Below are 25769 nucleotides of genomic sequence, written 5' to 3' on the forward strand. Positions count from 1 at the left end.
CCGCGTAGGGATTCCCCGGCGCGGCGTCAGTGACACGTCAAGACCGCGGCTTCTCCGCGTGCACCGGTCCCACGATGGACCACGTCGGCCAACTGGCCGCACCCGCAAGCACGTTGAGAGGGGAATGACCGTGGAGAACATCGTCGGGATCATCGTCGCCGTCGCTCTGGTGGGTTACCTGATCGCCGCCCGGGCCCACCCGGACAAGTTCTGAACACCGACGGCGCGGGGGCACGGCAGGGCGGGCCGGTACCCCCGCGGGGCAGGCTCAAGGTGTACCTGGGCGCCGCCCCGGGCGTCGGCAAGACGTACCGCATGCTCGACGAGGCCCGCCGCAGGGCCGCGCGCGGCACCGACGTGGTGATCGGTTCCGTACGGAGCCACGGCCGCCCGCACACCGAGGCGCTCCTCGACAGGCTCCTCGAAACGATGGAGTACGTCTCCCTCGACGACGTCCTGGTGCGCCGCCCGCGCGAAGTCCTGGTCGACGACCTCGCCCACCCCGCCGAGCCCGACGGTTCCCGGCCCGCGCACCGGCGGGTCGTCGAGGAGTTCCTGGCCGCCGGGATCGACGTCGTCACCACCCTCAACATCCAGCACCTGGAGTCCCTCAAGGACGTCGTCGAGAAGATCACCGGCACCCCGCAGCACGACACCGTCCCCGACGACGTCGTCCGCCGTGCCGACCAGATCGAGCTCGTCGACATGCCGCCCGACGCACTGCGCCGCCGCATGGCGCACGGCGACATCCACCCGCCCGAGCGGATCGACGCGGCCCTCGGCCACTACTTCCGCGAGGGCAACCTCACCGCCCTGCGCGAACTCGCCCTGCTGTGGGTGGCCGACCGGGTCGACGAGAAGCTGCGCGCCTACCGGTCCGAACACCGCATCGAGGGCGTCTGGCAGACCCGCGAACGCGTCGTCGTCGCCCTCCCCGGCGGTTCCGAGGGCGAGACCCTGATCCGGCGGGCGGCCAGGATCGCCGACCGGGCCGCGCACGCCGAACTGCTCGCCGTCCATGTCGTCCGCAGCGACGGCCTGGCCGCCGGAAGCTCGCACGGCGCGCTGGCCCGGCAGCGGCAGCTGGTGGAGAGCCTGGGAGGCACCTACCACTCGGTCGTCGGCGCCCACGTGCCTTCTGCGCTCGTGCAGTTCGCCCACGCGGAGAACGCCACCCAGCTCGTCCTGGGCACCAGCAGGCGGGGGCGGTGGGAACGGTTCCTCACCGGGCGGGGGACCGGGGACACCGCGGTCGCCCTGTGCGCGGACGCCGACATAGACGTCCGTACGGTCGCCCACGAGCGGGCCGGAGGGGGCAGGCTGCTGCCCTCGCGCCGCCGGACCCTGACCACCGCCCGGCTCGTCGCCGGGCCGGTCGCCGGGCTGGTGCTCCCCGTCCTGCTCACCTTCCTCCTCGACAGGTGCCGGGGCACGCTCAACCTCACCAGCGAGGCCCTGCTGTACCTGGTGACCGTGCTCGGCGTCGCCTGCATCGGCGGGGTCGCCTCGGCGCTCGTCGGCGCGGTCACCGCCTCCCTGCTGCTCAACTACTGGTTCATACCGCCGACCGGCCGGTTCACCGTCGCCGAGCCGGACAACCTGCTGGCGCTCGCGGTGTTCATGGTGGTCGCCGGGACGGTGGCGGCCATGGCGGACCGTTCGCTGCGGCTGTCGCGGCGGGCGGCGCGGGCGACGGCGGAGGCCGAGACGATGTCGGCGCTGGCGGGCAGCATCGTGCGGGGCGACCGGGCGATCGAGGCGCTCCTCACCCGGGCGAGGGAGACCTTCGCCGTGGAGACGGTCGAGTTGGCCGAGGAACGGTCCGAGCCGGACGGCCCCGGGATCACCCAAGTGCCGGTCGGGGACGGCCTGTTCCTCGTGCTGCGCGGACGCACCCTCGACGGCGCCGAGCGCCGCGTGCTCACCGCATTCGCCGCGCACGTCGCCGCCGCCGTCGAACGGGACCGGCTCGCGGAAGCCGCCGCCGAGGCCGAACCGATACGGGCCGCCGACCGGATGCGTACCGCACTGCTCGCCGCCGTCAGCCACGACCTGCGCACCCCGCTCGCCGTCGGCTGGGCGGCCGTCGGCTCGCTGCGCAGCCCCGACGTCGAGTTCACCGCCGAGGAACGGGACGAACTCCTGGCCACCGCCGAGGAGTCCATGGCCCGGCTCGGCCGCCTCATCGACAACCTCCTCGACCTGAGCAGGCTCCAGGCGGGAGCCCTCACCCTCGCCCTGCGGCCCACCGCGTTCGACGAAGTCCTGCCCGCCGCCCTGGAGGGGCTGCCGGAGGACGGGGCGGAGATCGTGGTGGTGGGTACGGAAGCGGCCCCGACGGTGCTCAGTGACCCGCCGCTGCTGGAGCGGGTGATCGCCAACGTGGTGAGCAACGCCGTACGGCACTCCCCGCCGGACCGTCCGGTCCGCATCTCCGTGAGCGCCCTGGCGGACCGTGTCGAACTGCGGGTGGCGGACCGCGGGCCGGGACTGCCGTACGAGGACCGGGACCGGGCCTTCGTCCCCTTCCAGCGCCTCGGCGACACCGACAACACCAGGGGAGTGGGCCTGGGCCTCGCCCTCGCCCGCGGCCTCACCGAGGCCATGGGCGGCACTCTCACCCCGGAGGACACCCCGGGCGGCGGCCTCACCATGGTGGTGTCACTGCCCGGGGCCGGGGGCCACGCGGTCAGTGCGGTGGACGCGACAGGGACAGCGGCAGCCGCACCGGACGAGCGGGGTCGAAGGCCACGAGGGCGGGCGTCATCAGCGCGTCAGGGATGAGCGGGAGTGCTTGCCCGGGACAGGGGCGGACCGCTTCCATGAAGGCGTGAACAGCGCGTGGCTTCTTCTGGACCGGCCTCCCCATCCGGGGTGCGGCCGCTCGCCCCGCTGCTCGTAACCGAGGACACCGCGCCCGCACCGGCTCGGCGCGTGCGCTCATCCCTCGCTCACGCCCAGGGACGCCGTGAAGCCTTCCGGCATGCCTGGGCCGGGAGCTCTGCCCCGACCCGTACCCCGGTCTCAGCGGCGTCGTACGACAACCCTCCGTCTCGACAACCCTCCGTCTCGACAACCCCTTGGAAAGATCATGGCTGCTGCCCCTCTCGCCTCCCGTACCGTCCTCGTCACCGGCGCCACCTCGGGCATCGGCCTGGAAACCGTCCGACAGCTCGCCGAACGCGGGGCCTCGGTGCTGGTGCACGGCCGTACGGACGACGACGCACGGGCCGCGGTCGACCGTCTCATCGCCACGTCGAAACAGCTCCAGGGCGCTCAACTCCACGCGGTGTCGGCCGACTTCGCCCACCTGGACGAGGTTGCCGAACTGGCCCGCACCGTCCTCGCCGAGTACCCGCACCTCGACGTGCTCGTCAACAACGCCGCCACCGCCGCCCCGGAGCGCTGCACCCTCACCGGCGACGGCAACGAGATCGCCTTCCAGGTGAACTTCCTCGCCCACTACCTGCTGACCTGCCTGCTGGAACCGGCCCTTACCGCCGCCCCGGACGGCGGCCGTTCGTCAACGTCTCCTCCTCCCTGCACCGCACGGCCGCCATCCAGTGGGCCGATCCGAACCGGACCCGCCGCTACTCCCGGCTCGCCGCGTACGCACAGTCGCAGCTGGCGCTGACGATCTTCGCCGCCGACCCTCGCGTGTCCGCCGTCTCCGTCCACCCGGGAGCGTGCACAACGCAGTTGCTCCCGCTGTACGCACACGACGGCGGAACCCCCGCGGAAGGCGCCTCCCACGTGGTGCGGCTCTGCGACCCGGCGACCGAGATCGTCAACGGCTCCTACTACGACCGGGCCGAACCGGCCCGACCGGCCGCCGCGGCGACCGAGGAGCGCACCGTCAAACGCCTCAACAAGCTCGCCGACCACCTGGTCGGCCGGTGCTGACCCCCACCACCACACAGCCCTTCCCAGAACGGAGCCGAAGGCACGTGCACCGAGGAATCAGCACCGACGACACGATCCGCAGGGCGGGACACGATGATTGAGCTGAAGGCACACCAACTCCCGCCGCTCGACGACTGGTTCCCCGCCGGACTGCCCGGCCCCACCTGCGTCGGCGAGCACGCCCTGTCCACCGGAACCGGACAGTGGTGGGCGGACCGGGCCGAACAGCCGCGGACGCTCGCGGTGTCCGTGGCCGGACACGTACTGCTGCGGGGCCGTCCCGCGGCGCTGACCCCGGAGGACCTCGCGCCGTTCGCCGATGCGTACGTCCACGCACCGGCCCGCTTCCTGCCCCTGCTCGGTGCGGCGTTCCCGAAGCTGTGCCCGTGGGAGCGGATGGTCTGGACCCAGCAGAGCGCACCGGCCCCCGCCACGCTGCCCCGGGGCGTACGGATACGAAGACTGGAGCCCGCCGACACCGACGCGGTGGCAGCGCTCGGCGTCCATGCCGCCTGGATACACGCCAGTTGGGGCGGTCCTCTGGGGCTGTGCGCCTCCGGGCACGGCTGGGCGGCGGTCCGACGCGACGGTGCGCTGCTGACCATCGCCTGCTCCTACTTCCGGGGCCGGCGGTACGAAGACGTCGCCGCCCTCACCACGCCGGACTACCGCCGCCACCGCCTGGCCCTGGCCTGCGTCACCGCCCTGTGCGCCGACATCCGGGAGCGCGGACGCACACCGGCCTGGAACTGCTCGACCCTCAACCGGCCGAGCCGCCTGCTCGCCTGGAGCGCCGGATTCCGCCTGGTCCAGGAGTACGTGCACTACGCGACCGGGGCGCTCGCCCCGGCCGCGGTGCTCCAGCACTGACCGCCGCACCGGCACCTCACCGCGCCGCGCGGGCAGGGTCAGCCGACGGGCGGCGTCGGCCTTTTCGCCGGTCGTTGGGGTGGCCCGTCCTCGACGGTGAGGGTGCCCGCGACGATGTCGGCGGCGACATCGGCGATGCGGCGCTGGTGGTGGCGTGCGTAGGTGCGCAGGCGCTGGAAGGCGGTGTCGGGGTCGGTGTGCTGGCGCGCCGTCAGGAACCCCTTGCACTGCTCGACGATGCTCCGGGTGGTCAGCGCCTGCTGGAGCTGCGCCGACAACGTGCGGTGGTGGTCCAGGGTGGTCTGCTGGAACAGGGAGATCGCGGTGGCGTCCGCGAGGGCGCGAGCCAGCTGCTGGTCGATTTCGGGCAGCGGGGCGGGGATGCGGCGGAACAGGTTCAGGACGCCGAGCGTCTCCTCGCGCAGGCGGACCGGGGCCGCGTACACCGACAGGTAGCCCTCCTTGTGGGCGCGGCCGGTGAACTCCGGCCACTGTCCGCTCACCGTGAGGTCGTGGGAGACCGGCACGCCGTCCTGGTAGGCGGCCAGGCAGGGGCCCTGTGCGGCATCCAGCTCGAAGAGCTCCACCAGCCGCACCCGCTCCGACGTCGCCGCCACCAGACGCAGCGGACCGCCCAAGGGTGCGAGCATGACACCCGCGTCACTGATGTCGAGCAGACTCGTGCAGTGCTCGGCCACCCGGTAGAGGAAGTCGACGGGGTCGAAATCGTCGACCAGAGTGTCGGCGAGGTCCACGAACGCGGCCGTCAACCGCCCCTCACGAGAAGATCCTGCACCCCCACCGGAGGGCCCCGTCTCGGGATGGGAGGGAGGCGGAGTGAACGAAGGAGACATGAGGGTTTCCGATCATCGGTTCTCAGCGACCGGGACCGGAAAGCACGCTACGGGGACTGGGTGGAACACCACCCGGAACCAACCACACTGAAGGACACCCAGCCTACGCCCCGGAACACGCCGAGGGCAGAGGATCCCGCCCTTCGACGTGACAGAAAGGCGCCGCGGCCGTGCCCGAACGCGCAGGACGGGTGGGGGTGTTCCGGTCGGGCGCAGTTCACCGGCCCTCCGCCTCCCAGCGGAGCAGGTCGCCCGGCTGGCACTCCAGTACCTCGCAGAGTGCGGCGAGCGTCGCGAAGCGCACCGCCTTGGCGCGGCCGTTCTTGAGTACCGCCAGGTTGGCGGGGGTGATCCCCACCCGGTCCGCGAGTTCGCCCACGGACATCTTCCGCTTGGCCAGCATCACGTCGATGTCGACGGCGATCGGCATCAGATGACCTCGTCCAACTCGGCCTGCAACTGCGTCGCTTCGGCGTCGCGGGCGACGGCCTGGGCGAGCAGCATCCGCAGGACGAGTACGATCAGCGCGACACCCAGGATCGCCAGACCGATCCCGCCCATGATGAGGGTGACGCCCGGGTCCTCCCGCTGGCCGGGCGCGTTCAGCGCCGTCACCGCGAACCACACCAGGGCGGCCGCGACGATCGCGCCGATGATGCGGTCCACGTACCGGAAGGCGGCGTGGGAGAACACGGTCCCGCGCCGCACCATCGTCACCAGCCGCCAAACGCAGACCAGGGCGACCTGGACCGTCCCGATGCCCAGGACCGTGATCACGCGCAGCGCGGTCAGCGGGAGCGACCCGTCCTCCGGGTCGTTCCCGCTGACCAACGACCACACCATCAAGACCTGCACGCCCACGGTTCCGGTGAGCACCACCGCGAGCACGGCGCGCAACGCGCGCACTGTCAGCTTTCCCATGACCCATCCTTCTATCGAGCTACGATATGAATCTATCGAATTTCGATAGGTAGGGCAAGGAGTGGGACGGGGCGGACCGAACCGCTCCCGCGGATCGACAGGGCGGCCCGACGGCCGTGAGACTGGACGGATGACGACCCGAACTCCCGCCCCCACGGATGTCCAGGCCGTTCTCCTCGACTCCGGTGGTGTGCTGATGCGTCCGGTCGGAGGCCGGTGGAACCCGCGTGCGGACTTCGAGGAGACCGTCCTCGCGCACGACCCTTCGATCACGGAGGACCGCTTCGCCGCCGCGATCGCCGCCGGAGACCGGTTCTTCGCCGACTCGCCCTCGACCCCCGACCACGACGACTACCACCGGGTGATGCTGCACAGCCTCGGGGCGGAGGCCACCCCGCAGCTCCTGGCCGACCTGCGCCGTGAAGTCCCCGCGGACAGAGTGCTGGAGCTGTACCCGGACGTGCGGAGCACTCTGGAAGAGCTGAGCAGGAGGCAGGTGCGGATGGCCGTGGTCTCCGACGCCTGGCCCGACCTGCCCGACCTGCGCGCCGCTCTGGGCATCCGTCACTTCTTCGAGGCGTACGCGATCTCCGCCGAGCTCGGCTGCACCAAGCCGGACCCGCGCATGTACCACCACGCCAGCACCGCGCTCGGCCTGACGCCCGGCCAATGCCTGTTCATCGACGACGATCCCGACCTGGTCCGAGCGGCCGTCGACCTCGGTTACGCGGGACGGGCGATCCACCGGAACCCCCCGCTCCCGGACGTCCCTCCCGTCCCCTCCATCACCACGCTGACGGAACTGCTGGAGCTCGTCTGAGCCGCTCGGGTGCCGCGTCGAGCGTTGCCGGGCGGGCAGGCGGCCTGTTCAGACGATCACGACGCGGCGCCCCCGGGTGTGGCCCGCGCGGCTGTCGGCGTGCGCCGCCGCCGCTTCCGTGAGTGCGTACGACTTCTCGACCGGGATGTGGAGTCTGCCGTCGGAGATCAGGCGGACGGCCTGGGCGAGTGCGTCAGGCACGCTCCCGGCCGTGCCGGAGAACCGGACGCCCCAGCGCGGCGCTTCGAGATCGGCGATGGAGGCGACCTTGCCCGGGTCGCCGGTCAGCCCGACGAGTTCGCGGATCACACCCGAGCCGGCCAGGTCGAGAGCCGCGTCGACCCGGCCCAGGCGCCGGACCCGTTCGACCCAGCCCTCCCCGTAGGTGGTGGCGAGGGCGCCCAGGTCGCGCAGGTAGTCCTGGTTCGCGGCGCCCGCGGTGCCGATCACCGTGATGCCGCGGGCGCGGGCGATCTGCAGCACCGCCGAACCGACGCCGCCCGAAGCGCCGCTGACCAGCAGCGTCTGCCCGGCGCGCACGCCGACCTCGCCCAGGATGCGCAGCGCGGTCTCCACCACCGAGGGGTACCCGGCTGCCTCCTCGAAGGTCAGCCGCTCGGGCATCCGGGCCCACGCCGACAGCACGGCGAACTCCGCGTACGTGTCCGTGCCTTCGCCGAACACGTGGTCGCCGACCTCGATTCCCTCGACGCCCTCGCCGACCTCGTCCACCACACCGGCGGCGTCCAGCCCGACCCCGGCGGGCAACTCGACCGGATGCGCTCCCAGGACCTGGCCCTCCCGGATCCGCCAGTCGACGGGATTGACGCCCGCCGCTCGTACGGCGATGCGTATGCGGCCGGGCCCCGCGTGGGGCTCCTCCGCTTCCACCAGTTGCAGAACCTCGGGGCCGCCGAACGCGGCGAAGGAGATCTTCTTCATGCGGCCGAACGTAACACTAACGGTTAGGAGTTCACAACGGTTGTGAATTCGTACCTGATATCGTCCGGCCATGACCGCCGTATCCGGGCGCCGTGAGCGCAAGAAGGCCGCGACCCGCCAGAACATCGCCGACACCGCGCTGCGCCTGTTCCTCGAGCGCGGATACGAGGCCGTCGGCATCCGTGACGTGGCGGCCGAGGCGGACGTGGCCGTCACCACCGTCTTCGCCCACTTCGCCTCGAAAGAGGCCCTCGTGTTCGAGCGCGACACGGACTTCGAGCAACGTCTCGCGCAGGCGGTGACCGACCGGCCCCCGCACGAGTCGCCCCTGCCCGCGCTGCACCGCGAGGTCCAGGCGCTGGTGCGGCACTGCACGGCGGAGGCCGGCGCCCCCGTCCGCCGCATGATCGAGGAAGCGCCCTCCCTGCGGGAGTACGAGGAGTCGATGGGCCTGCGCCACGCGCAGACGCTGGCATCGGCACTCGCGGCCGACCCCCACCTGTCCCGCAGCGCGACGGCGTGCCGGGCGACCGCCCGGTTCGTCATCGACGCCTACGCGCTCGCGTGTCGTGCGGACGATCCCGCAGCCACGGTGGACGAGGTCTTCCGCATGATCGAAGCGGCCTGGGAGGCCACCGCATCCTGAAACCGGGGGCCGGCGGCGCACACCGGCGGTCCCCTTCCCGGGCCGGCCGGCCGTCGTCCTCACCTGCCGGCGTGAGCAACTGACGGCCAGCGGACTGCCGTTCGGCCGCGTCCACCGGCCGCCGCCGGGCAGCGCCTCGCCGATGGCTGCGAGTTCCGGGCTTGTGGCTGATCGTCCGGCCGCTCACGGGGTAGACGCGCGACATGACAGCATCCCGACCTGCCACGTACCCCCTCTCCGTCCGCCGTGCCAGGGCGGTGCGGCACGCAGTGTGGACGTTCACCGCGCTCACCCTGGTCTGGGCCTACGCCGTCGTGTGGGGCGTACGGGCCGGGGAAGCGGTCGTGCCGAAGGCCGTCGCCCTGGCCGCGATGGCGCTCGCCGCGGCGGTCTCGGCCGTTCATCTGTACCGGCACACCACGGCGCTCCAGACGCGCACCGCGCACCGCGACTTCAGGACCCGGCGGGCCTGAGCGGCCCCGGGGACCCGACGGGTTCCCGGCGGCAGCCCGGTGGCACCAATCCGTGGGCGCCGCGGCTTCGAATCAGATGGGGAAGCCGGGCACTGGCCCGGCACTTTCGCATGCGGCGGGAGCGTACCGATGACCCTGACCCAGGGAGAAGCACCCGGCTCGTACAGCGTGCTGCACGACCCGGACGGCGAGCTCGTCTCGCGCATCCCGCTCGACCGCGCGCCCCACGAGCGCCTGGCCCGGCGGGTACTGGACTGGCCCAGACCCCACCACGGCCTGCGGCCCGACGACTACGCGCAGATCGCGTACCGGCTGCGCGCCCATACGCGAGCCGTTCTCGCGGACGTACGTCTGGGGCTCGACGCCCTGCCCGACGGCGACCCGAGACGTTCCCTGACGCGAACGGCCTTGACTGCTGCGGTGCGAGCGCTGTCCGCCCCGGTGGTCGGCACCGAGGACTGCACCCGCTTCCAGGCCCACACACTGTGCGCGACATACGCCCACCTCGACCTGCTCACGACGGAGCATCCGGCCGCCCGCCGCACGCGGACGACGCCCCCGGAGTGACCGTGCCGCAGTACCGGAGGGTGCGGTTCCGCCGGAGAGGGGCTTCGGACCCCCTGACGGCCCGGCGGTCCGATGAACGGCGATTTTCGGGGCATCCGAGGGGACGGAAAACGATGCGTCCGGACCCAGGGAGAGCGTCATGTACGAAGAGATCCTGCAGTCCTTCCCCGCCGGTTCGCCGCAGGCGGCCCGCCGCGCCGACGACTACGCCCGTGCGTGCCGATGCGAGGGGATCGTGGCCACCGTGGTGATGGACCTGGAGTCCGACTCCTTCCTGGTCCTGGCCGACCGGGTCCGAGAGGCTCTCCCGCTCGCGGCGTGATCCTGCCCGTACGCGGTGCGCCCGACGTCGGCCGGGCGCACCGCGTACGCGTACGGGTGGGTCAGGGGCAGGTGGCCAGAAGGACGGAGACGACGGTGCAGGTGGCGCTCGCGGTGTCGTTGGCCGCGTGGGCGTCGGTGGGCGCGGAAGCGGTGCGGGTAGCCGTGACCTTGACCTGGCCCAGCGTCAGCAGGCTCAGCGGGACGCGGAACGTCCGGTTGACGCTCGCACCGTTGGCGATACTGCCGTAGGTGCAGGTCACGGTCCCGGTGGCGGTGGTGCATCCCGCGGACAGGTTCGTCGCGCTCGCGCCCTGGGGCAGCACGGCCTTGAGGGTGGCGGAGGTGACCGGGGCGGGCCCGGTGTTGTGCGCGGTGAGCGTGTACGTGAGGTACGGGACGAGGATGCTGAGCTGCGGCTTCGCCGTGAGGTTCACGTCGATGTCGGCGGCCTGCGGTGCCGCCGGGGCCGGGGTGACCGCGACACTGGCCGGGGTGCTGCCGACCGGGACGGTCGCGGTGACGGTGTTGGCCGCCGTGTCGATCACCGAGGTGGTGTCGCCGCTCAGGTTGGTGACGTAGGCGCGGCTGCCGTCGGGGGTCGTCGCGACGCCGGTCGGGAAGTCGCCGACGGGGACGGTCGCGGTGACGGTGTTGGTCGCGGTGCTGATGACCGAGGTGGTGTCGCTGCCCGCGTTGGTGACGTAGGCGCGGGAGCCGTCGGGCGAGACGGTCACCCCGTAGGGCCGGCTGCCGACCGGGACGGTGGCGGTGACGGTGTGGGTGGCGGTGTCGATGACGGTGGCCACGGCGTCGTTCTGCGAAGTGACGTACAGACGGGCGCCATTGGGGGTCACCGCGACGGCGTTGGGCGTGTCGACGGGGACGGTCGCGATCACCGAGTTGGTCGCGGTGTCGATCACCGACACGGAGTTTCCGCCGCTGTTGGCGACATAGGCCTTCCCGGCGTCCGGGGACAGCACGACGCTCTTCGGCCCGTCACCGACCGGGACGGTGGCGGTGACGGTGTGGGTCGCGGTGTCGAGGACGGTGACCGTGTCGGCCGGGTCGTTGGTGACGTAGACCCGGGTGGCGGAGGCGGCCACCCCGTTCGGCCCGGCCCCGGCGGAAACGGTGGCGGTGACGGTGTTGCTCGCGGTGTCGACCACGGAGACCGAGGAGGAGGCCTCGTTGGTGACGTAGGCCTGGGTGCCGTCGGGTGTCACGGCCACCCCGGCCGGGGCCGAACCGACGGAAACGGCGGCGGTCACGGAGTTGGTCGCGGTGTCGATCACCGACACGCTGCCCGAACCGTAGTTGGCGACGTAGGCGACCGGGGTCGCGGAGAGCGCCGGTCCGGACGCGGCGGCCGGTGCCGCGCCCGTCGCGGACAGTCCGGCGGCACACAGGGCGGAGCCGGACAGCAGCGCGGTCAGCCGCCGTCGCAGCCGTCTGCGGGAGGAGAGGCGTTGGGCGGATCTGGTGCCAGAAGACATGGTGATCTTCCCCTTCTCGACGTCCGTGCCGACCGGCACGGACCGGGTGCCCCCGCGGCCTGCCCGCGGGGGCGGTTGCGCAGAGGCGGGTGCGCCCGAGGAGGAACCGGTGGGGGACGCAGGGCTCGCAGCCCCTTCGCCTCGACCGCCCGTCCAAGGGACGGAGCCTTCCCGGTCCGCGCGGCACGCACCGCCGACGCGGCGCGTCAGTCGCGCCAACGCGCCCAGCATGACAGCCACTTGTAGCGCAGGGGAGTCGATTGGTCACATCGGGAGACCTGTGCGCCGCGTGAGGTGGGGAGGTCTTCTTCACCGGAGTCCGATTCACCGGAGTCCGACAACGGCTTCGCGCCGCACGCTGCGGACGTCCCTGGTCCTGCCCCTGGGCGCGCTGGGCGTGCTGGTCGCGGCGGGTGCCTGGCGGCTGCTGCACGATCCCGCCCCGGACCCGGCGGACCTGCCGTACGCGCCGAGGTCCGGACCGAAGGCCACGCTCACCTGCCCGCGCACCGGTGTCGGGGGCACCGAGGACGAGGGCGTGCGCACCTTCCTCCAGGTTCTGGTGCAGCGCATCGCGGAGGGGGCACGAAGGGGTGAACGCCCAGGCCCAGGGCCCCCGGACGGCGTCGCCGTGCACCGGGAGCCCTCCGGCTTCCCGACCCCGTACGCGCCTTGGGCCCGCACGGCCCCGGTGTCCGTCCGCCTCTCCCCGACGACGGACGCCCACCTGCGACAGCCGGTCGGCAGCACGGCCACGGCCGACCTGACCTCCATCCGCCCGGGCGTGATCGCCCGCCCGTGCCGGGCGTCAGAAGCGGCCCGCGGAGGAGGGGCCGAAGAACTCGATCTCGGCGAGAGCCACCTGCTTCGTCGCCGAGGCCGCGTGGGCGGATTCCACCGTGAAGCGGACCTTGGTGACCTCGCCGACGCGGAACGGCCGGCGCTGGGCGCCCGCCCCTTGGTCGAGGACCAGGTCTCGGGTGGTGGTCGTGCCGTCCTTGCCGGTGATCGTCGCCTTGACCCGGTGGGGCAGTGCGGACTCGCCGATCTTCTCCGGGCGGCTGGAGACCCCCGGTGTGATGATCACGTCCAGCAACCGGGTCGGCTCACGGAAGCCGACCTCGATCCACTCGCCCTGGCCGGACTCCGCGCGCCCCGAACCCCACCAGGTGTTGCTCCTCTTGTCGAAGACCAGCTCCGGCTTGTGCCCCGGGAACGTGTGCGACGCGAGGACGGTGTCCGGCGAGACCGGGGCACGCTTGGCGAAGTGGTCGCTGGTGGCTCGGATGCCGTCCGGCAGGAAGACGGCGGCAAGGACCACCAGGGCCAGCGCCACCGCGATGCCGATCCAGGTGCCGACGCGGTCCAGCGCCCGGCGCAGCGGCGGCCGGTCGCCTGCCCACGGGGTGTCCTGCCGCCGACGGCCCAACAGCCGCCGCCACCAGGGGAGTCGGGGCGTCGCCTGCTCGTCCGCCTCCTCGGCCAGCGGCATCGCGCAACGGCAGCAGAAGTGGCGGCCGGGGCGGTTGGGCGTGGTGCACCAGCGGCAGGGCGGGCCGTCGCCGGTGTCCCGCCGGGGTTCCGGCGTACGGACATGGGGTCGCTCGGCGTCCGGCCGGCCGGGCAGGACGGGGGCGACGGGCGGCGCACCCCTCGGCGCCTCGGGCTCGGCCACCGGGACGAGCAGCGAGCGGGCGCGTTCGGCGGCAGCGTCGGGACCGGGGGCGTCGCGGGGGCCGGGGCTGCGGCGGGGGGAGGGGTCGGGAGCGTCCCGGAGGCCCGCGTGGTCAGCGGCCCCGGGCCGGGAGTTCATCGACGGGGCGCCGGTGGCCGGGCCCCGTGCGGGCACCGGGTCCTGGGGGAACGTGTCGTCGTCCGCCCCGGCGGGCCGGGCGTCGCGTGCGACCGGTGCGGGGACGTCCCACTCGGGTCGGGGCACGTCCGCCGGGCGGGAGTGCGCAAGGTCGGCGGCGTACCCCTGTTCGGAGTCGGTGGCGTACCCCTGCCCGCCGTCGCCGGGCGTCGGCCCGGTTCGCCGGGCGGAAGCCAGGCCCGTACCACCGGAACCCGGCCGGTCGAAGGCGTTCCACGGGGTGCCGCGCTCCGCCTCGGGGGCCGCCGGGGCGGCGGGGGCCGCAGCGGCCCCCGAGGCTGCCGGGCTGCCGGGCCGGTTCCAGCCGAGTACGGCGCCGCAGGCGTCGCAGAAGGACTGGCCCGGTTCCGTGCGGGTCCCGCACTCGGGGCAGTTCTGGGCGGTCATCGCTCCAAGGTCCTTTCGGAGGCGGTCACTTCGACCGTGTAGGGCATGTGGGCGGGGCGGGCCGCCGCGACCAGGGAGTCCAGCCGGTGGACGTCCGTCGTCGTCGGGGCGGGCAGCCGCAGGGTGACGTGCAGATGGGGGCGCGGTGCGCCGGGGAAGGGGCCGAGCGGGCGGGCGTTCCAGTCGGCGCCGCCGCTCTCGCTGATGTGGGGCACGACGCCGAAGGCGAGCCGTACCGCCTCGGAGAGACCCTGTCGGGTACCGCGCACCCGGTGCAGGGCGGCCGCCGAGGCGACCGCGTCCCGCAGCCGGGGCTCCGGTTCGGTGCCGTCGGTCTCCGCACCGACCCAGGTGCCGAGCCACTCGGCGAAGTCGAGGGGGGTGAGGGCGGGGTCGAAGTAGGTGTCGAGGCAGTCGAGCACGTGCAGGATCGGTGCGAGGACCTCGTCGAGTCCGGCGACGAAACGCTGGGCGAGGTCGTCGTCGGCGAACACGGCGGGGAGCATGGCCCCGAGCGGCGCGGACGACCCGAGGCCGTCCACCCCGGCCCGGCGCCCGGTCGGACGGCGTTCGTCGTCGCCCGGGGAGCCGGGCGAGCCCGGGGAGTCCGGGCCGCTCGTGTCCGCCGGACCGTGGCCGTCGCCGATGCCGCCGTTCACCGGCCACCTCCGAGGTGGGAGGCACACGGGGTACGCGGAACGTAAGCGTACGGCGGGACACCTGCCCGACGACGCGGAACGCGTGCCTCTGACAGCACCGGCACCGCCCGTGTGGTGCGGCGGCCCGGTGCATCCGGTGCGCTCCGCGGGGCCTGCGCGTCAGGTTGGGACCGGATGATCGGCGTGGCGCGCGCGATGCCCCGGACGTGCGCGGGCCGCGCGGTGAGCCTCCCGTTCAGCCGGGCGTACGGGCCGTACGCCCCGCGTGCCGGGCACGTGCCGTACGCGGAGCGGTCGTTGCAACCGTCACCGGCACCCCTCACGACGCGTCGCCTCACGACGTACCCCCCACGACCCGGACCCGGTGGTCGAAGGAGAACACCAGGGCCGGGGCCCGGAGGTCGATGCGGTCGGTGGGGTCGCCGCGTTTGCCGGTGAGCGGGTCGGCCGGGTGCAGGATCACCTCGTCGACGAGTTCGACGCCCGGCACGCGCTGGAGGACGGCGAAGATCTCACCGGCCTGTACGGGACGGCCGAACGGCCAGCCCCGGCCGTCCGCCCCGCCGGTCAGCGGGTCGATGTGGCGGAACAGCGCGTCGTGGGCCTGCCTGCGCACCCGGTCGGTGTCGACGCCGCGGAAGGCGTGGACGGTGGCGACCACCGTGACGCCCTGGTAGTAGGGCGGGCCGACGGCCAGGCGGGTGCCGATGAGGCGGCGTTCGTCGAGGTGGCGGGTGATCCGGCCGAGGAGGTCGTCGCCGGGGACGAGCTGCTCGAAGCGGAGCCTGCCGCCGGGGTCGGGCACGGCCTGCGGGACGACCAGGACCCGTACCGCGTACGCGCCGTGCTCGCCCTCCTCGCCGGAGAGGCAGGTGATCCGGGCGCACTCGGGGGCCGCCCGGCGGGCCAGCTCCTCGTAGTCCCGCAGGGTCACCGCGCGTTCCTGGGCGCGCAGGGTGATGGGCGCGCGCAGCTTCGCCTCCTCGACGGTCTCGCCGTCGACACCGCCGCGCGCGGCCTCACGGTTGACGACTTCGGAGACGTACGGGATGGAGGTGCGCAGCACCCGGACGGTGCCGCGCGCCACGTTGCCGGAGCGGCCGCCGCCGGTGCGGTAGCGGCGGGCCCGTACGACCGAGCCCTTGGGGGCGACGGCCCCGTACTGCCGCAGTGTGCCGTCGGGTTCGCGGACGGCGGGGCCGAAGGCGATCTCGCCGGTCGCGGCGTCGAGGGTCACGTGTGGGTCACCGGGGCCCGACGCGCCGAAGTGCGGCACGACCTGCCAGTCCACCCAGCCGTCGTACGCGGCGGTCTGGAGCAGCAGCGGCGGGTCGTCGCCGACGACCGGCGCGTGCTCCAGGCGCAACCGCTGTCCGGGCAGGCCGGTGGACTCGCCGAGCGCCTCGTCGTACACGGTCTCCGCGTGCACGGCGCGGACGGTGCCGCCGACGGTGAACGCGTCGGCGGCCCGCAGGGTGGGGGAGGTGGTGTAGAAGGGCTGGCCGGAGAGGGGTTCGGTGACACGGCAGCGCAGCCAGCCCGCCTCGTGGCCGCCGGTGCGGGAGAGGACGTGCCCGCCGGGGACGTGCAGCACGATGTCGCCGGGACGGTTGAGGCCGCCGGTGCCGTCCCGGTCCACCTCGCAGGCCTGCCAGCCGTCCTCGGTCCACGCCTCCCACGCCAGCGGTGGCTGACGCGGGTCGACGCCGACGCCGTCGACCCGGCTGTCGAGTTCGAGCGCGACGGCGCAGTGCGGGGTGGCGGCGGTCAGGCCGATCAGCATGCAGTCGCCGGGAACGGGCGCCTCGGAGAAGCACGGCAGGTCCTTGCCCTCGGCGAGATCGTCCGTCCGGTCGGCGACCGGGGCACCCTGGCGCTGCACGACGAGTCGGCCGAGCCCGCACGGCACGACGGTCAGGTCGTGCTCGGTGGCGAAGACGACGGCCTCCTCGCGGTCGGTGCGCTGGGTGGCGACCTCCGTGCCCGTCGCGATGTCGACGGGTTCGTCCTGCGGGGCGGACAGCCAGAACGTGACGTCGGTGCGGGCCGCCGTCGGCGGGAACAGCGTGATGCCCACCAGGTCGAGGAAGGCCAGATGGTTCTTCTCCGGGACCCGGTTGAGCCGGTAGACGATCTGGTCGGCCATGTGGGCGACCGTCTCCACCAGTGTGATGCCGGGGTCGGAGACGTTGTGGTCGGTCCACTCGGGCGCGCGCTGCTGGATGTAGCGCTTGGCCTCGTCGACGAACTGCTGGAAGCGCCGGTCGTCGAGGTTGGGGGAGGGCAGGGGCATCAGCGTTCGCTTTCGGGGAGGTTGCCGGGGCCGTTCGAACCGTGGGGGAGGCCCGGTCCTTCGGCGGAGTCCGGCAGGCCGGGCTCGTCGTGGGAGGGGATGACGTAGAAGGGGAAGACGAGGCTGCGCGGGTTGTTGGTGCCGCGGATCGAGTAGCGGACGTCGATGTAGAGCACGCTCTGCTCGCTGCCCGCGGAGACCTCCACTCCGTGCACCTCGATCCGCGGCTCCCACCGGTCCAGGCTGATCAGCACCTCGTGCTGGATGCGCCCCGCGGTCTGCTCGTTGACCGGGGCGAACACCAACTCGTGGACCCCGCAGCCGAATTCGGGCCGCATCGGCCGCTCGCCCGGCGCGGTCGCCAGCACCAGCCGGATGGCCTCCTCGATCTCCCGCTCGCCGCTGACCATGGCGATGCCGCCCGTGGGGCTGATGCGCAGCGGGAAGGACCAGCCGGAGCCGACGAACTGTTCGGCCATCAGTGAATCTCCCGTTCGTTTCGGTACGTCGAGTGGGGGCGCGGCGGTCGGACGCGGCCCGGTTGAGGACGCGGCGATCGGACGCGCCCGGGCAGCCCGGTCACGGGATCGGGTACGGCTTCCTGTTGACCATCAGCGGAGCCACGGTGTCGATCGTCGTCATGCCGCCCTTGAGCGCCAGCGTCACGGCCTGCACGCTCACGTTCGCCACCGAGTTGATCTGCACCGACCCGGTTCCGGTGAGCGTCGCCGCGGCCGCCGCGGTGAGGCTGAGCGCCGCCCCGGCACTGACGTTGAGCGCGGCCGCCGACCGCACGCTGACCATGCCCCCGCCCTGCACGGTGACCATGCCACCGGCCCGGATGCTGAGATTCCGGGTGGCGTTGAGCGTCAGGTCGGCGCCCGCCGAGACCGACACCGAACTGCCGCCCCTGATCCTGACCTCGCCCGCGCTGTTGACGGTGATCTCCGTCTTGGTGCGGTCCAGGTTGACGATCAGTTTGTCGTTGCCCGTGGCGATCCGCACGCCCTGCTTGCGCCTGCCGGTCTGCTCGCTGAGCAGGTCGACCCGGTTGCCCTTGCGGTCGGACAGGGTGTGCCGGATGGCGCGTTTGCGCAGTCCGTCGTGCAGGTCGACGTCCTTGACCTGCGTCGGCTTGTCCCGGCCGTTGTAGAGGCCGCCGATCACGAAGGGGTGGTCGAGTGCTCCCCGGTCGAAGCCCACCAGCACCTCGTCGCCGACGTCCATGGGGAAGACCCCGCCGCCGCCCTTGCCGCCCAGCTGCACGCTGCGCACCCAGTCGCTGACGTACGCGTCGTCCAGCCACGGGAAGGACAGCTTCACCCGCCCCTGCTCCAACGGGTCCTTCACGTCGACCACTTGGGCGTTGGCGACACTGGGCAGCTTCGCGCCGCCGCCGTCCGAGGCGCCGCCCGAGGCCAGCCCGTACAGCGAACGCCACTGTCGGCCGCTGACCGTCACCCACGACTCGTAGCGGTCCCCGTCGCCGAAGCTGTGCCGCACGGAGGTCACCGTGTACTTGCCCTCGAAGGGCTTGCCGACGGCGGCGAGCGCCACCGGGATGCCGGGCCGCAGTTCGGGGTTGCCGCGCGCGGCGATCTCCAGTTCGGCGAACGACGACGTGACGTCGGACGCCAGGGCCTTGGCCGCGTACCGGACGTCGGACTGCTGGTCGTACGGCACGTGCGTCTCGACGAGCGTGGCGGGCTTGAACTTGGCCGCGACCGTGCCGGGGGTCTCACCGATGGTGATGCCGGGGTCGGTGGTGATCGGCCGGCGCTCGACGAGCTTCTTCTTGGTGGTCACGTTCCAGCCGCGCGACTCGACCTTGCTGACCTGGTCGGACGCGGTGACGGCGGCCCGCAGCCGCAGGATGTCCTCGCCCGCCTTGAGGATGAAGGGGCTGCTGTCGGCCTTCGCCTTCGGCGAGGGCGCCCCGGACGACGCCTTCGGCTTCACGAACTGGAAACGCCCCTCGGCGTCCAGCGACATGACCCGGTCGTTCTCGTCCGCGAGGCGGGCCAGGAAGTCCCAGTCGGAGACGTTGGACTGGCTGATGAACTCGTACAGCCCGGGTGTGGCGTCGATCTTCCCGATCGGCACACCGTCCTGGCGGGCCAGCTTGCGTGCGATGTCGGACGCCGTCTGGTTGGTGTACGCGACCACCCTGCGCTGGCGGACCAGCCGGTGCCCGTAGTCGTAGCCGCGGATCACGGTGTAGGTGCCGGTGCCGTCGTAGTCGGCCTCAAGTCCCGTGATCTCACCGGTCAGCAGCGGCTTTCCGGCACCCTGGCCGTCCGCGATCGGGGTCAGGACCACCTTGGTGCCGAACGTGGCGTTCAGCTCGCCCAGCACCAGCCGCTTCGGATCGCGGAACGTCAGCCGGAACGCGGCGGGCACCCCCGCACCCTGGTCGACCCAGCCGTCCACGAAGTACGGCGCCAGTTCGGCGGTCAGCTTCTTCGCCCCGCCGATGCCGACGTGGATGATGCTGGAGAACGCGGGCTTCACCATCAGCGACGCACCTCCCCGGCGGCCGGCATGAGGAGTTCGGCCCCGGACGGCAGCCGGGACGGGTCGTCGATGCCGTTGGCCTCCGCGATGGCCCGCCACACCGTGGCGTCGCCGTACTCCCGCCAGGCGAGCGACTGGAGGGTGTCGCCCGCGACGACCCGGTGCACCCGCTGCGCGGTCAGCGCGCCGGACGTCGGATTCTGGTTCTTCTTGTCGCTGGGGACCTCGTTCAGCTGCATCCGGCAGGTCGCCCTGATGGGCACCCCCGTCGTACTGAACAAGGTGTACGAGGCCTCCACGGACGACACGTACGCCACGAACCTGGCGGTCGAGAACGCCCCCCACTCCAGCACCACCCACGGCGGCGACGGCTGGTCGGCGTTGATCGACTGCTGGGTGGTCTCGCAGCAGCTCAGCAGCGTCTCCACCTGCTTGAGCACGGTGTCCGACGTCGGCTCGGCGGAGGTGTCGAGGAAGATCTCCACGTTCATCTCCCGCGCGTCGGGCCCCAGGAACTCGGGCTTGGCGCCCTCCCGCACCGCCGGAGCGGTCGTCACCCGCCACTGCGCGCGGCGGCTGATGGTCAGCTCCGCCGGGTTGAAGGAGAACGGGAACGTCTTGATGATCCCGCCGGGCGTGGTGCTGGTGCCCAACGGCGGCTCGTGGATGGCGAGGGAGGCGCGTACCAGGCTCTTGCCCGCGCCCTTGCTGCTCTTGGCCATGTGCTCTCGGTGGTCTTCCTCTGTGGTCGTACGTCGTCGCCGGGTGCGGGGGTCAGTCGGTGAAGCCGTGGTGGGCGATCTCCAGGACCTCCGTGGCGACGGCCGGGCTGTCCGGGCTCAGCGACGGCCCCTGCCAGCTCACCGGCAGCACGTCGATCAGCCCCCAGCGCGCGACCTCGGACCCGTCCGCGCGCAGCGCCGCGATCTGGGCGGTGGGCCGTTTGATGCCGGTCTGCACCGAGGAGATCCACTTGGCGACTTTCGCGGTGTCCGGGGTGAGCGGGCGGGTCAGCCGGATGGTGGAGAAGGTGATCCGGGTCGGCAGCGTCCACACGAAGCCGTTGTTGCCGCCCTCCTGCCGGTGTTCGACCTCCACCTGGGTGGCCAGTCCGTCGCACCCGTTGAAGTAGCCGAGGCTCTCGCCGTCGATGGTCAGCGTGAACCAAATGGTGGAGCCCGGGTCCTGACGGGGCATCGGGGGCCTTTCTGTTCTCTCCGGGGTGGCGGTACGGGGGTGGCGGTACGGGTCAGCGGCGGGGGTCCCGGAGGCGGCCGACGCGTTCGCGGTCCATCCGCAACTCGGTGCGGACGTGCCGGGTGATGCGGCCGATGATCCGGTGCACCAGCGCGTCGAGCTGGAGGTCACTGAGCTTGTCCGGGTCGAACCCGCCGGGCGGCACCGGGGTGTACCCGGGCAGTGGCTCCCCGGCGGTGGAGGCGGTCGCTTCCGCGAACGAGGGCGGCGGCGGGTCCTGCGCCGCGCTCTCGCCGGAGGCGGGCGGCGGAACGGCGGGCGGGGCCTGCCGCGAGGACGACCGCGGCCGGAACCGCTCCAGCGACTGCGAGACGGTGGCCGCAGCCGCCGAGGCGAGCGCTCCGGTGACCCCGCCGCCCCGCATGCCGAAGGCGCGCTGGACGGCGTGCGTCTCGGAGCCGCCGGGTGCCGTGGGCGGCGCGAGGGAGGCAACGGGCAGCGGCGACAAGGCGGTTGAGGTGGTCGGATGACGGAGCGGTACGGGTGCCGTGGGCGGCCGGGTCGCCGTAGAGCGAGTCGCTGTGGAAGGTGCCCTGGTGGGCGCGGTCGCATCGGCCGCGGGGGCCATCGGCCCGGAAGAACCCGGGGTGAACGGCGGAGCCTGCGGCGTCGACGGCGGAGCTGTGGGCAGGGCGGCCGGGGCGGTACGGGTGACGGCGCGCTGCACCGGGACGGGGGCTTCGGTGCGTACGACGCCGACCGACAGCGGGGGCGCGGCGGCCGGACCGCCGAGGGGGGCGCTGTTGGCCGGGGGTGCCGGGAGCGGGGCTCCCAGAGGGGAACGGCGTCGGGCGGGCGCTGGCGTCGAAGTCGCCGACGGCGTCGGGGAGTTGGCCGGTGACGCGGGTGCGGTACGGGTGACGGCTCGCTGTACCGGGGCGGTTCGGGCCGGGCTCGGCATCGGGGGCGTGGCTGCCGGGACGGACGCGGCGGAGGTCCGGGCGGCGGGACCCGTGACGACGGCATCCTCCGGCTTCCGCGACACGGGCGCACCGAGCCCGGCACGCGGCGCGGAGGCGCTGCGCTGCACCGGGGTGCCGTGGCCTGCCGACCGGGCGGGGAGCGCCGGAGGGGTACGGTCCGCACCGGGCTCCGGCCGCTGGACCGGGGCGGCGGCGGGGGTGCTTCCTGCGGCGGGTGCGGGCTCCGTGCGGTGCTGCTCGGGCTCTCGGCCGGACGCGACGGAGGAGTCCCGGGAGACGTCCGCCGCACGGCCGTCGCTGCGAGGGGCGACGGGCCCGACCGGTGCTCCGGGTGCCGTGCGTGGCCCGGGTGCCGGGCGCGCTTCGGCGTCCGGCCGGGAGCCCGACGCCTGGACGCGCTGCACGGGGGCGGCGGAAGGCGCGCCGGTACGGGGCTGGGTGTCCGAGGTGGCGGAACTGGCCTGATTCGGACGGGAGTTGTGGAGCGATGTATTTCCGGCGGGTTGCTGCTGACGCGTTGGCGTGGTGGTGGACGTGCTGTCGGGCGTGCCGGACTGCCGCGCCGACGCGATTCGCTGTACGGGGGCGCTTCCGGACGCCTGCTCCGGGCGCGGCCCGGTGAGGGGGAGGCCGGGGCTGGAATCGAGAGCGGCCGGAGCCGGACCGGACGCCGCTCGGCCGGAGGGGGCGGTGTCCTGCGGCGCGGGCTGCGGGCGGCTGGACGGGGAAGAAGGCGCGGGGGTGGTGCTGTGCGCTGCGGACGCGGATGCGGAGCGCTGGACGGTGGGTGAGGCGGCCGGGCGTACGGGCGCGGCAGCTTCGGCCGGGGCCGGGGTCTGCCGTACGGGCCCCGTGTCCGACGTACCGCTGATGGGCGTCCCGCTGCCGGACTGAGCCGACGGCGGGGCACCCGGGGCCCGGGGGGCCGTAGGGGCAGACGATGCGGCCGGGCGCGAGGGCCCAGCCGAGGAGTCCTGCTTCGCGATGCGCTGTACGGGGGCGTTTGTGGGGTGCGCTGTGCTGGCGCTCTGCTGGAGGCCGCGCGCGGCGGTGGTGCCGGGGCTGACCGAGCCACCGGTGCTCGGTGTTTCGGTCGGTGCCGGTGCCGGTGCCGGTGCCGGTGCCGCAGCTGGGGCCGGGCCGGGCGAGCTGGGACGGGCGCTCGCTGTGCTGCTGGCGCCGGCTCGGCTGCCGGTACGCGGTGCGCTGCTCGGGCCCACAGGGCTGTTCGCGCTTGCCGGGGTGCCGGTGCCGGTGCTGGTGCCGGTGCCGGGCGCATTGTCCGGGCGGCCCGTGCTGCTGGTGCTCGTCGGATCGCTCGCCTTGCCCGGGCTCGCGGGGGAACCACTGCGGGGCGTGCTCCTGGGACTCGCCGTGCCGCCGCCCGTACTGCGTACGCTGCCCATCGAGCCGCCGTCCGGGCCCTGCGTCGAAGGCCCGCCGGTGGCGGAGTCGCGGGTCACCCGCTGCACGGGGACGTCGGTCGCCCTGGCGCCCGTCCGGGCTGCCGGGGTGCCACCGGTGGTGTTGCCGGAACGCGGAGTCGAGGGAACAGGGGAGGGCGCACCACCCGCAGGCCGCGGCGAGTTCTTCGCCGGAGGAACATCCGGACCCGCCGCCGTGCCGCCCGAAGGCCGAGCGGAAGAGGCCCCCGAGCTGTCACGGCCCGCGCGCTGCACCGGGGCAGCCGCCCGCTGCGCGGAAGGAACGCCAGCCCCGCCCGCCCCTGTCGCCTCGGTTCGGCGTACGGGAGAGCCACCCGACGTACTACGTGGCGCCCCCTCACGGCCAACAGCCTTGCTGCTAGCCCTACGTGACGAGGCGTCCGTTATCGGGCCGCCGGACGCACCCGCCCCGTCCCGCACCGTGCGCTGGACCGGAGTCCCGGCCCCGGATGCCGCCGCACCCGCCCCTCCACGTACCGGAGTCGTGGACGAACCGTCCACCACCGGCCGTACGGAACGAGAGACAGGAGCCGGAGCCCCGCCCGCAGGCTCCTCCGATTCGGGCGCGCCCGAGCCGCCCCGCCCGCCCTCACCGGACCGCGAGGCCGAAGCGGTCGGCGCGGTCGACGGGGCCGGGCCCGGCCGGGGCTCCGCAGTCCGGGGAGAAGCGGGCAGGGTGCGGCGCTGCACGGCCGTTCCGCCGCTCGGCGCCTGAGTCAGGACATGCCGGGGCCCGGCCACGGCGGCGGCCGGTACCGGAGCCACCCGCACGCCCCGCCCGGAAGCGGACGCAGGCTGCACAGCCGGGCCCTCGGGCGGCACCGGGCGCGCCCACCGCACCCGCTCGGCGCGCGGCCGGGGCGCGGCCGAGGGCGCGTCCGGCGTACCGTCCGCCACCGGAATCGCGCGCAACGGCGCGACCGGCATCCGTTGCACCGGCGGCGCGGACGGGGGGACCGGAGCCGTGCGCGGCAACGGCCGCGACGCCCGCTCCAGGCCCGTGGCCGGACGCGGCCGGGGCGACGGCGCGGTGAACGCGTCCGAGAGCAGCCCGGCACTCGCCACCGGGTCGAGCACGGCGGGCGACGACGTGCCGGTGAACGACGGGTTCTGCCAGGTGGGCAGCCGCCCGCCGAAGCCGGAGTCGGCAACTCCCGTACGTGTCAGGCCCGTTGACGGTGACATCGGCGGCATGCCGGGCCAGGCGGCGAGGCGGGCGGGCCCGGAACCCGTGTCCGCGGCGCCATCGACCGCAGCGGACGTCGCCTCCGGGGCAGGCGAGTTGGCGGGTTCGTTCGGTCCGTCGACGCCTCGGCCGCCCCGCAACCGGTCCAGGAATCCCACCGGTTCAGCCCTCCGCACCCCGCGTCACCAGGGACGCGATCTGTTCCGTGTACTGGCGCCGGTCGTGGTGTTCGAGGTCGAGGATCGACTCCAGGTCCCAGTGGAAGTGGTAGGCGACGTACGCGATCTCCTCGTTCAGCCGGTCGGTCGCGTACGTCACGATTCCCCCAGGCGGCTCCCGCCGAGCTCCACCTCGAAGGGCTCCGAGCAGTGCGGGCAGTGGACGGCCGCACGGGTGTGGCCCTCCGCGTTGATCTGCCGGTAGAAGTCCTGGAGGAACGCCAGGTCCGAGGCGAACATGTTCTCCACGATCCCGTCGTGCACCATCGGGAGCGTCCCCAGCTGGGTGATGACCCGGCCGAGCAGCACCACCGACAGATACGCCGGGTTCTCCTGGACGCGCACGTCGCGCAGCGGGACCAGCTCGTCGCGGGCCGTCGACAGGCGCATCACGCCGTGCTTGTGCACCACGTCGGAGTCGTCGACGTACCCGCGCGGCAGCTCGAAGGGGAACTCGGTGCGCAGCTTCTCCTGCCGCACCGGCGGGGCCGGTTCCGGCACGGGGGCCGGTGCCTCGGCCGACGACTGGTCCGGGACCCCGCTGGGCGCCGCCGCGCCCCGCGTCCCGGCGGACGTGCGCCGCACTACTCGATGACCAGTTCTTCGAAGACGATCGTGACGGTCTCGGTGAGCGCCGAGGCCTCGCCCGCCTTCACGGTGCTGGTGTCGATCTTGCTGCACCAGGCGTTGCGCAGGTTGTAGCGCTTGACCGGGTTGTCCTCGAAGTCCATCACGATGATGGAGGCGTTCTTGCGGGCCGTGGACATCCGGCCGTTGATCGAGTCGTTGATCCACGTGGTGAACGAGGACGACTGGGTCATGCCGCGCACGACGGTGCACTGACCGTCCTTCTGCGTGCCGGGCAGCAGCGACACCTCGCTCTTGCCGGTGGAGCCGTTGTTCTGCTGGTACTTGATGACGTCCATTTCCAGGGTGAGGCCGCTGACCTCGGCGAGGTACTCGACCATCACGCCGTCGATCTGCAGCCCGAAATTGTGTGAAGTGAGGGCGTCGCCCGGCTGGAGACTCATCTGTTCGCTGTCCTAGGAGATCAAGGAGTGGAAAGGGGGAGGGGTGGGGGGGGGGGGGGGGCCCCCCCCCCCCCCCCCCCCCCCCCCAAGGGCCCCCCCCCCCCCCCCCCGCCGCCCAGAAGCGACCCCCCCGCCCCCAACAAAACCAGCGCCCGGAGCCGGCCCGCGCC

The 25769-nt window shown here is 73.3% G+C and carries 26 protein-coding genes and 1 pseudogene; 11 read left to right on the top strand and 16 right to left on the bottom strand.

What is annotated here, in order from left to right:
* The first annotated feature begins 124 nt into the window (after positions 1-124).
* The 4 genes and pseudogenes from ACIO3O_RS14515 (at position 125) to ACIO3O_RS14530 (ending at position 4773) form a co-directional block, all read left to right on the top strand.
* Positions 125-214, top strand: a complete 90-nt coding sequence (locus tag ACIO3O_RS14515) for a K(+)-transporting ATPase subunit F (RefSeq protein ID WP_401745209.1) — start codon at positions 125-127, stop codon at positions 212-214.
* The gene (locus tag ACIO3O_RS14520; RefSeq protein WP_401745276.1) at positions 211-2784 is read left to right on the top strand and encodes an ATP-binding protein; all 2574 of its coding nucleotides are present in this window, start codon (positions 211-213) and stop codon (positions 2782-2784) included. The genes ACIO3O_RS14515 and ACIO3O_RS14520 overlap by 4 nt, the downstream gene beginning before the upstream one ends.
* Before the next feature lie 307 nt (positions 2785-3091).
* Positions 3092-3903: pseudogene (locus ACIO3O_RS14525) on the top strand (SDR family NAD(P)-dependent oxidoreductase).
* 93 nt (positions 3904-3996) lie between these two features.
* Positions 3997-4773 (top strand): GNAT family N-acetyltransferase, encoded by a 777-nt coding sequence (locus tag ACIO3O_RS14530; RefSeq protein ID WP_401745210.1) that lies wholly within the window; start codon positions 3997-3999, stop codon positions 4771-4773.
* 38 nt (positions 4774-4811) lie between these two features.
* Here the strand turns inward: ACIO3O_RS14530 and ACIO3O_RS14535 are convergent, their stop codons facing one another.
* The 3 genes from ACIO3O_RS14535 to ACIO3O_RS14545 form a co-directional block, all read right to left on the bottom strand.
* Complete coding sequence (locus ACIO3O_RS14535) at positions 4812-5543, bottom strand: GAF and ANTAR domain-containing protein (protein ID WP_401745211.1); 732 nt, start codon at positions 5541-5543, stop codon at positions 4812-4814.
* Positions 5544-5844: 301 nt separating this feature from the next.
* Positions 5845-6057, bottom strand: a complete 213-nt coding sequence (locus ACIO3O_RS14540; RefSeq protein WP_401745213.1) for a helix-turn-helix domain-containing protein — start codon at positions 6055-6057, stop codon at positions 5845-5847.
* Entirely contained in the window at positions 6057-6548 is a 492-nt protein-coding gene (locus tag ACIO3O_RS14545; RefSeq protein ID WP_401745215.1) for a DUF2975 domain-containing protein, read from the bottom strand. The genes ACIO3O_RS14540 and ACIO3O_RS14545 overlap by 1 nt, the downstream gene beginning before the upstream one ends.
* Positions 6549-6678: 130 nt before the next feature.
* Here ACIO3O_RS14545 and ACIO3O_RS14550 point away from each other — a divergent pair, with 130 nt between their 5' ends.
* On the top strand, positions 6679-7368 hold the full coding sequence (locus ACIO3O_RS14550; protein WP_401745217.1) for an HAD family hydrolase: 690 nt from the start codon (positions 6679-6681) through the stop codon (positions 7366-7368).
* Between the two features lie 48 nt (positions 7369-7416).
* On the opposite strand, the gene ACIO3O_RS14555 is transcribed toward ACIO3O_RS14550, so the two are convergent.
* Positions 7417-8310, bottom strand: coding sequence for an NADP-dependent oxidoreductase (locus ACIO3O_RS14555; RefSeq protein ID WP_401745219.1), 894 nt, complete (start codon positions 8308-8310; stop codon positions 7417-7419).
* 70 nt (positions 8311-8380) lie between these two features.
* Between ACIO3O_RS14555 and ACIO3O_RS14560 the strand changes: the two genes are divergently transcribed.
* From ACIO3O_RS14560 to ACIO3O_RS14575, 4 genes are all read left to right on the top strand, one after another.
* Positions 8381-8956, top strand: coding sequence for a TetR/AcrR family transcriptional regulator (locus ACIO3O_RS14560; protein ID WP_401745221.1), 576 nt, complete (start codon positions 8381-8383; stop codon positions 8954-8956).
* A 203-nt stretch (positions 8957-9159) separates the two neighbouring features.
* The gene (locus ACIO3O_RS14565) at positions 9160-9429 is read left to right on the top strand and encodes a hypothetical protein (RefSeq protein WP_401745223.1); all 270 of its coding nucleotides are present in this window, start codon (positions 9160-9162) and stop codon (positions 9427-9429) included.
* A gap of 129 nt (positions 9430-9558) precedes the next feature.
* Positions 9559-9996: a restriction endonuclease gene (locus ACIO3O_RS14570; RefSeq protein WP_401745225.1), complete on the top strand. Its 438-nt coding sequence runs from the start codon at positions 9559-9561 to the stop codon at positions 9994-9996.
* Positions 9997-10135: 139 nt separating this feature from the next.
* The gene (locus ACIO3O_RS14575; RefSeq protein WP_401745227.1) at positions 10136-10318 is read left to right on the top strand and encodes a hypothetical protein; all 183 of its coding nucleotides are present in this window, start codon (positions 10136-10138) and stop codon (positions 10316-10318) included.
* Between the two features lie 61 nt (positions 10319-10379).
* Here ACIO3O_RS14575 and ACIO3O_RS14580 read toward each other — a convergent pair whose 3' ends face one another.
* The 9 genes from ACIO3O_RS14580 to ACIO3O_RS14620 all read right to left on the bottom strand — a co-directional run bounded on the left by ACIO3O_RS14580 (position 10380) and on the right by ACIO3O_RS14620 (position 21244).
* A complete protein-coding gene (locus tag ACIO3O_RS14580; RefSeq protein WP_401745229.1) occupies positions 10380-11813 on the bottom strand; it encodes a beta-propeller fold lactonase family protein in 1434 nt (477 codons plus the stop codon).
* 808 nt (positions 11814-12621) lie between these two features.
* Complete coding sequence (locus tag ACIO3O_RS14585; protein ID WP_401745231.1) at positions 12622-14073, bottom strand: NADase-type glycan-binding domain-containing protein; 1452 nt, start codon at positions 14071-14073, stop codon at positions 12622-12624.
* A complete protein-coding gene (locus tag ACIO3O_RS14590) occupies positions 14070-14579 on the bottom strand; it encodes a phage tail protein (RefSeq protein ID WP_401745278.1) in 510 nt (169 codons plus the stop codon). The genes ACIO3O_RS14585 and ACIO3O_RS14590 overlap by 4 nt, the downstream gene beginning before the upstream one ends.
* Before the next feature lie 487 nt (positions 14580-15066).
* On the bottom strand, positions 15067-17025 hold the full coding sequence (locus ACIO3O_RS14595; protein ID WP_401745232.1) for a putative baseplate assembly protein: 1959 nt from the start codon (positions 17023-17025) through the stop codon (positions 15067-15069).
* Positions 17025-17504, bottom strand: coding sequence for a GPW/gp25 family protein (locus ACIO3O_RS14600; protein WP_401745233.1), 480 nt, complete (start codon positions 17502-17504; stop codon positions 17025-17027). The genes ACIO3O_RS14595 and ACIO3O_RS14600 overlap by 1 nt, the downstream gene beginning before the upstream one ends.
* Before the next feature lie 100 nt (positions 17505-17604).
* Positions 17605-19539, bottom strand: a complete 1935-nt coding sequence (locus tag ACIO3O_RS14605; protein ID WP_401745234.1) for a VgrG-related protein — start codon at positions 19537-19539, stop codon at positions 17605-17607.
* Positions 19539-20261 (bottom strand): LysM peptidoglycan-binding domain-containing protein, encoded by a 723-nt coding sequence (locus tag ACIO3O_RS14610; RefSeq protein WP_401745235.1) that lies wholly within the window; start codon positions 20259-20261, stop codon positions 19539-19541. Before ACIO3O_RS14610 ends, ACIO3O_RS14605 begins: the two co-directional genes overlap by 1 nt.
* A gap of 52 nt (positions 20262-20313) precedes the next feature.
* The gene (locus tag ACIO3O_RS14615; protein WP_189828657.1) at positions 20314-20736 is read right to left on the bottom strand and encodes a phage tail protein; all 423 of its coding nucleotides are present in this window, start codon (positions 20734-20736) and stop codon (positions 20314-20316) included.
* A 52-nt stretch (positions 20737-20788) separates the two neighbouring features.
* On the bottom strand, positions 20789-21244 hold the full coding sequence (locus tag ACIO3O_RS14620; protein WP_401745236.1) for a hypothetical protein: 456 nt from the start codon (positions 21242-21244) through the stop codon (positions 20789-20791).
* Positions 21245-21332: 88 nt separating this feature from the next.
* Here ACIO3O_RS14620 and ACIO3O_RS14625 point away from each other — a divergent pair, with 88 nt between their 5' ends.
* Positions 21333-22184, top strand: a complete 852-nt coding sequence (locus ACIO3O_RS14625) for a hypothetical protein (protein WP_401745237.1) — start codon at positions 21333-21335, stop codon at positions 22182-22184.
* 225 nt (positions 22185-22409) lie between these two features.
* A complete protein-coding gene (locus ACIO3O_RS14630; RefSeq protein ID WP_401745239.1) occupies positions 22410-22613 on the top strand; it encodes a hypothetical protein in 204 nt (67 codons plus the stop codon).
* Positions 22614-24512: 1899 nt separating this feature from the next.
* On the opposite strand, the gene ACIO3O_RS14635 is transcribed toward ACIO3O_RS14630, so the two are convergent.
* The 3 genes from ACIO3O_RS14635 to ACIO3O_RS14645 are packed head-to-tail and all read right to left on the bottom strand — an operon-like array spanning position 24513 to position 25599.
* Complete coding sequence (locus ACIO3O_RS14635; RefSeq protein WP_401745241.1) at positions 24513-24668, bottom strand: DUF6760 family protein; 156 nt, start codon at positions 24666-24668, stop codon at positions 24513-24515.
* Entirely contained in the window at positions 24665-25153 is a 489-nt protein-coding gene (locus tag ACIO3O_RS14640) for a hypothetical protein (protein ID WP_401745242.1), read from the bottom strand. The genes ACIO3O_RS14635 and ACIO3O_RS14640 overlap by 4 nt, the downstream gene beginning before the upstream one ends.
* On the bottom strand, positions 25153-25599 hold the full coding sequence (locus tag ACIO3O_RS14645) for a phage tail protein (protein WP_401745244.1): 447 nt from the start codon (positions 25597-25599) through the stop codon (positions 25153-25155). The genes ACIO3O_RS14640 and ACIO3O_RS14645 overlap by 1 nt, the downstream gene beginning before the upstream one ends.
* Between the last annotated feature and the right edge of the window lie 170 nt (positions 25600-25769).

This window comes from Streptomyces sp. NPDC087440 (assembly GCF_044744005.1).
In the GTDB taxonomy this organism is placed as follows: Bacteria; Actinomycetota; Actinomycetes; order Streptomycetales; family Streptomycetaceae; genus Streptomyces.

Bases quoted from the DNA above. Each gene is read 5' to 3' on its own strand.
- ACIO3O_RS14515 (WP_401745209.1), top strand. From the start codon at position 125: ATGACCGTGGAGAACATCGTCGGGATCATCGTCGCCGTCGCTCTGGTG.
- ACIO3O_RS14530 (WP_401745210.1), top strand. From the start codon at position 3,997: ATGATTGAGCTGAAGGCACACCAACTCCCGCCGCTCGACGACTGGTTC.
- ACIO3O_RS14540 (WP_401745213.1), bottom strand. From the start codon at position 6,057: ATGCCGATCGCCGTCGACATCGACGTGATGCTGGCCAAGCGGAAGATG.
- ACIO3O_RS14545 (WP_401745215.1), bottom strand. From the start codon at position 6,548: ATGGGAAAGCTGACAGTGCGCGCGTTGCGCGCCGTGCTCGCGGTGGTG.
- ACIO3O_RS14550 (WP_401745217.1), top strand. From the start codon at position 6,679: ATGACGACCCGAACTCCCGCCCCCACGGATGTCCAGGCCGTTCTCCTC.
- ACIO3O_RS14555 (WP_401745219.1), bottom strand. From the start codon at position 8,310: ATGAAGAAGATCTCCTTCGCCGCGTTCGGCGGCCCCGAGGTTCTGCAA.
- ACIO3O_RS14560 (WP_401745221.1), top strand. From the start codon at position 8,381: ATGACCGCCGTATCCGGGCGCCGTGAGCGCAAGAAGGCCGCGACCCGC.
- ACIO3O_RS14565 (WP_401745223.1), top strand. From the start codon at position 9,160: ATGACAGCATCCCGACCTGCCACGTACCCCCTCTCCGTCCGCCGTGCC.
- ACIO3O_RS14570 (WP_401745225.1), top strand. From the start codon at position 9,559: ATGACCCTGACCCAGGGAGAAGCACCCGGCTCGTACAGCGTGCTGCAC.
- ACIO3O_RS14575 (WP_401745227.1), top strand. From the start codon at position 10,136: ATGTACGAAGAGATCCTGCAGTCCTTCCCCGCCGGTTCGCCGCAGGCG.
- ACIO3O_RS14580 (WP_401745229.1), bottom strand. From the start codon at position 11,813: ATGTCTTCTGGCACCAGATCCGCCCAACGCCTCTCCTCCCGCAGACGG.
- ACIO3O_RS14585 (WP_401745231.1), bottom strand. From the start codon at position 14,073: ATGACCGCCCAGAACTGCCCCGAGTGCGGGACCCGCACGGAACCGGGC.
- ACIO3O_RS14590 (WP_401745278.1), bottom strand. From the start codon at position 14,579: ATGCTCCCCGCCGTGTTCGCCGACGACGACCTCGCCCAGCGTTTCGTC.
- ACIO3O_RS14595 (WP_401745232.1), bottom strand. From the start codon at position 17,025: ATGCCCCTGCCCTCCCCCAACCTCGACGACCGGCGCTTCCAGCAGTTC.
- ACIO3O_RS14600 (WP_401745233.1), bottom strand. From the start codon at position 17,504: ATGGCCGAACAGTTCGTCGGCTCCGGCTGGTCCTTCCCGCTGCGCATC.
- ACIO3O_RS14605 (WP_401745234.1), bottom strand. From the start codon at position 19,539: ATGGTGAAGCCCGCGTTCTCCAGCATCATCCACGTCGGCATCGGCGGG.
- ACIO3O_RS14610 (WP_401745235.1), bottom strand. From the start codon at position 20,261: ATGGCCAAGAGCAGCAAGGGCGCGGGCAAGAGCCTGGTACGCGCCTCC.
- ACIO3O_RS14615 (WP_189828657.1), bottom strand. From the start codon at position 20,736: ATGCCCCGTCAGGACCCGGGCTCCACCATTTGGTTCACGCTGACCATC.
- ACIO3O_RS14645 (WP_401745244.1), bottom strand. From the start codon at position 25,599: ATGAGTCTCCAGCCGGGCGACGCCCTCACTTCACACAATTTCGGGCTG.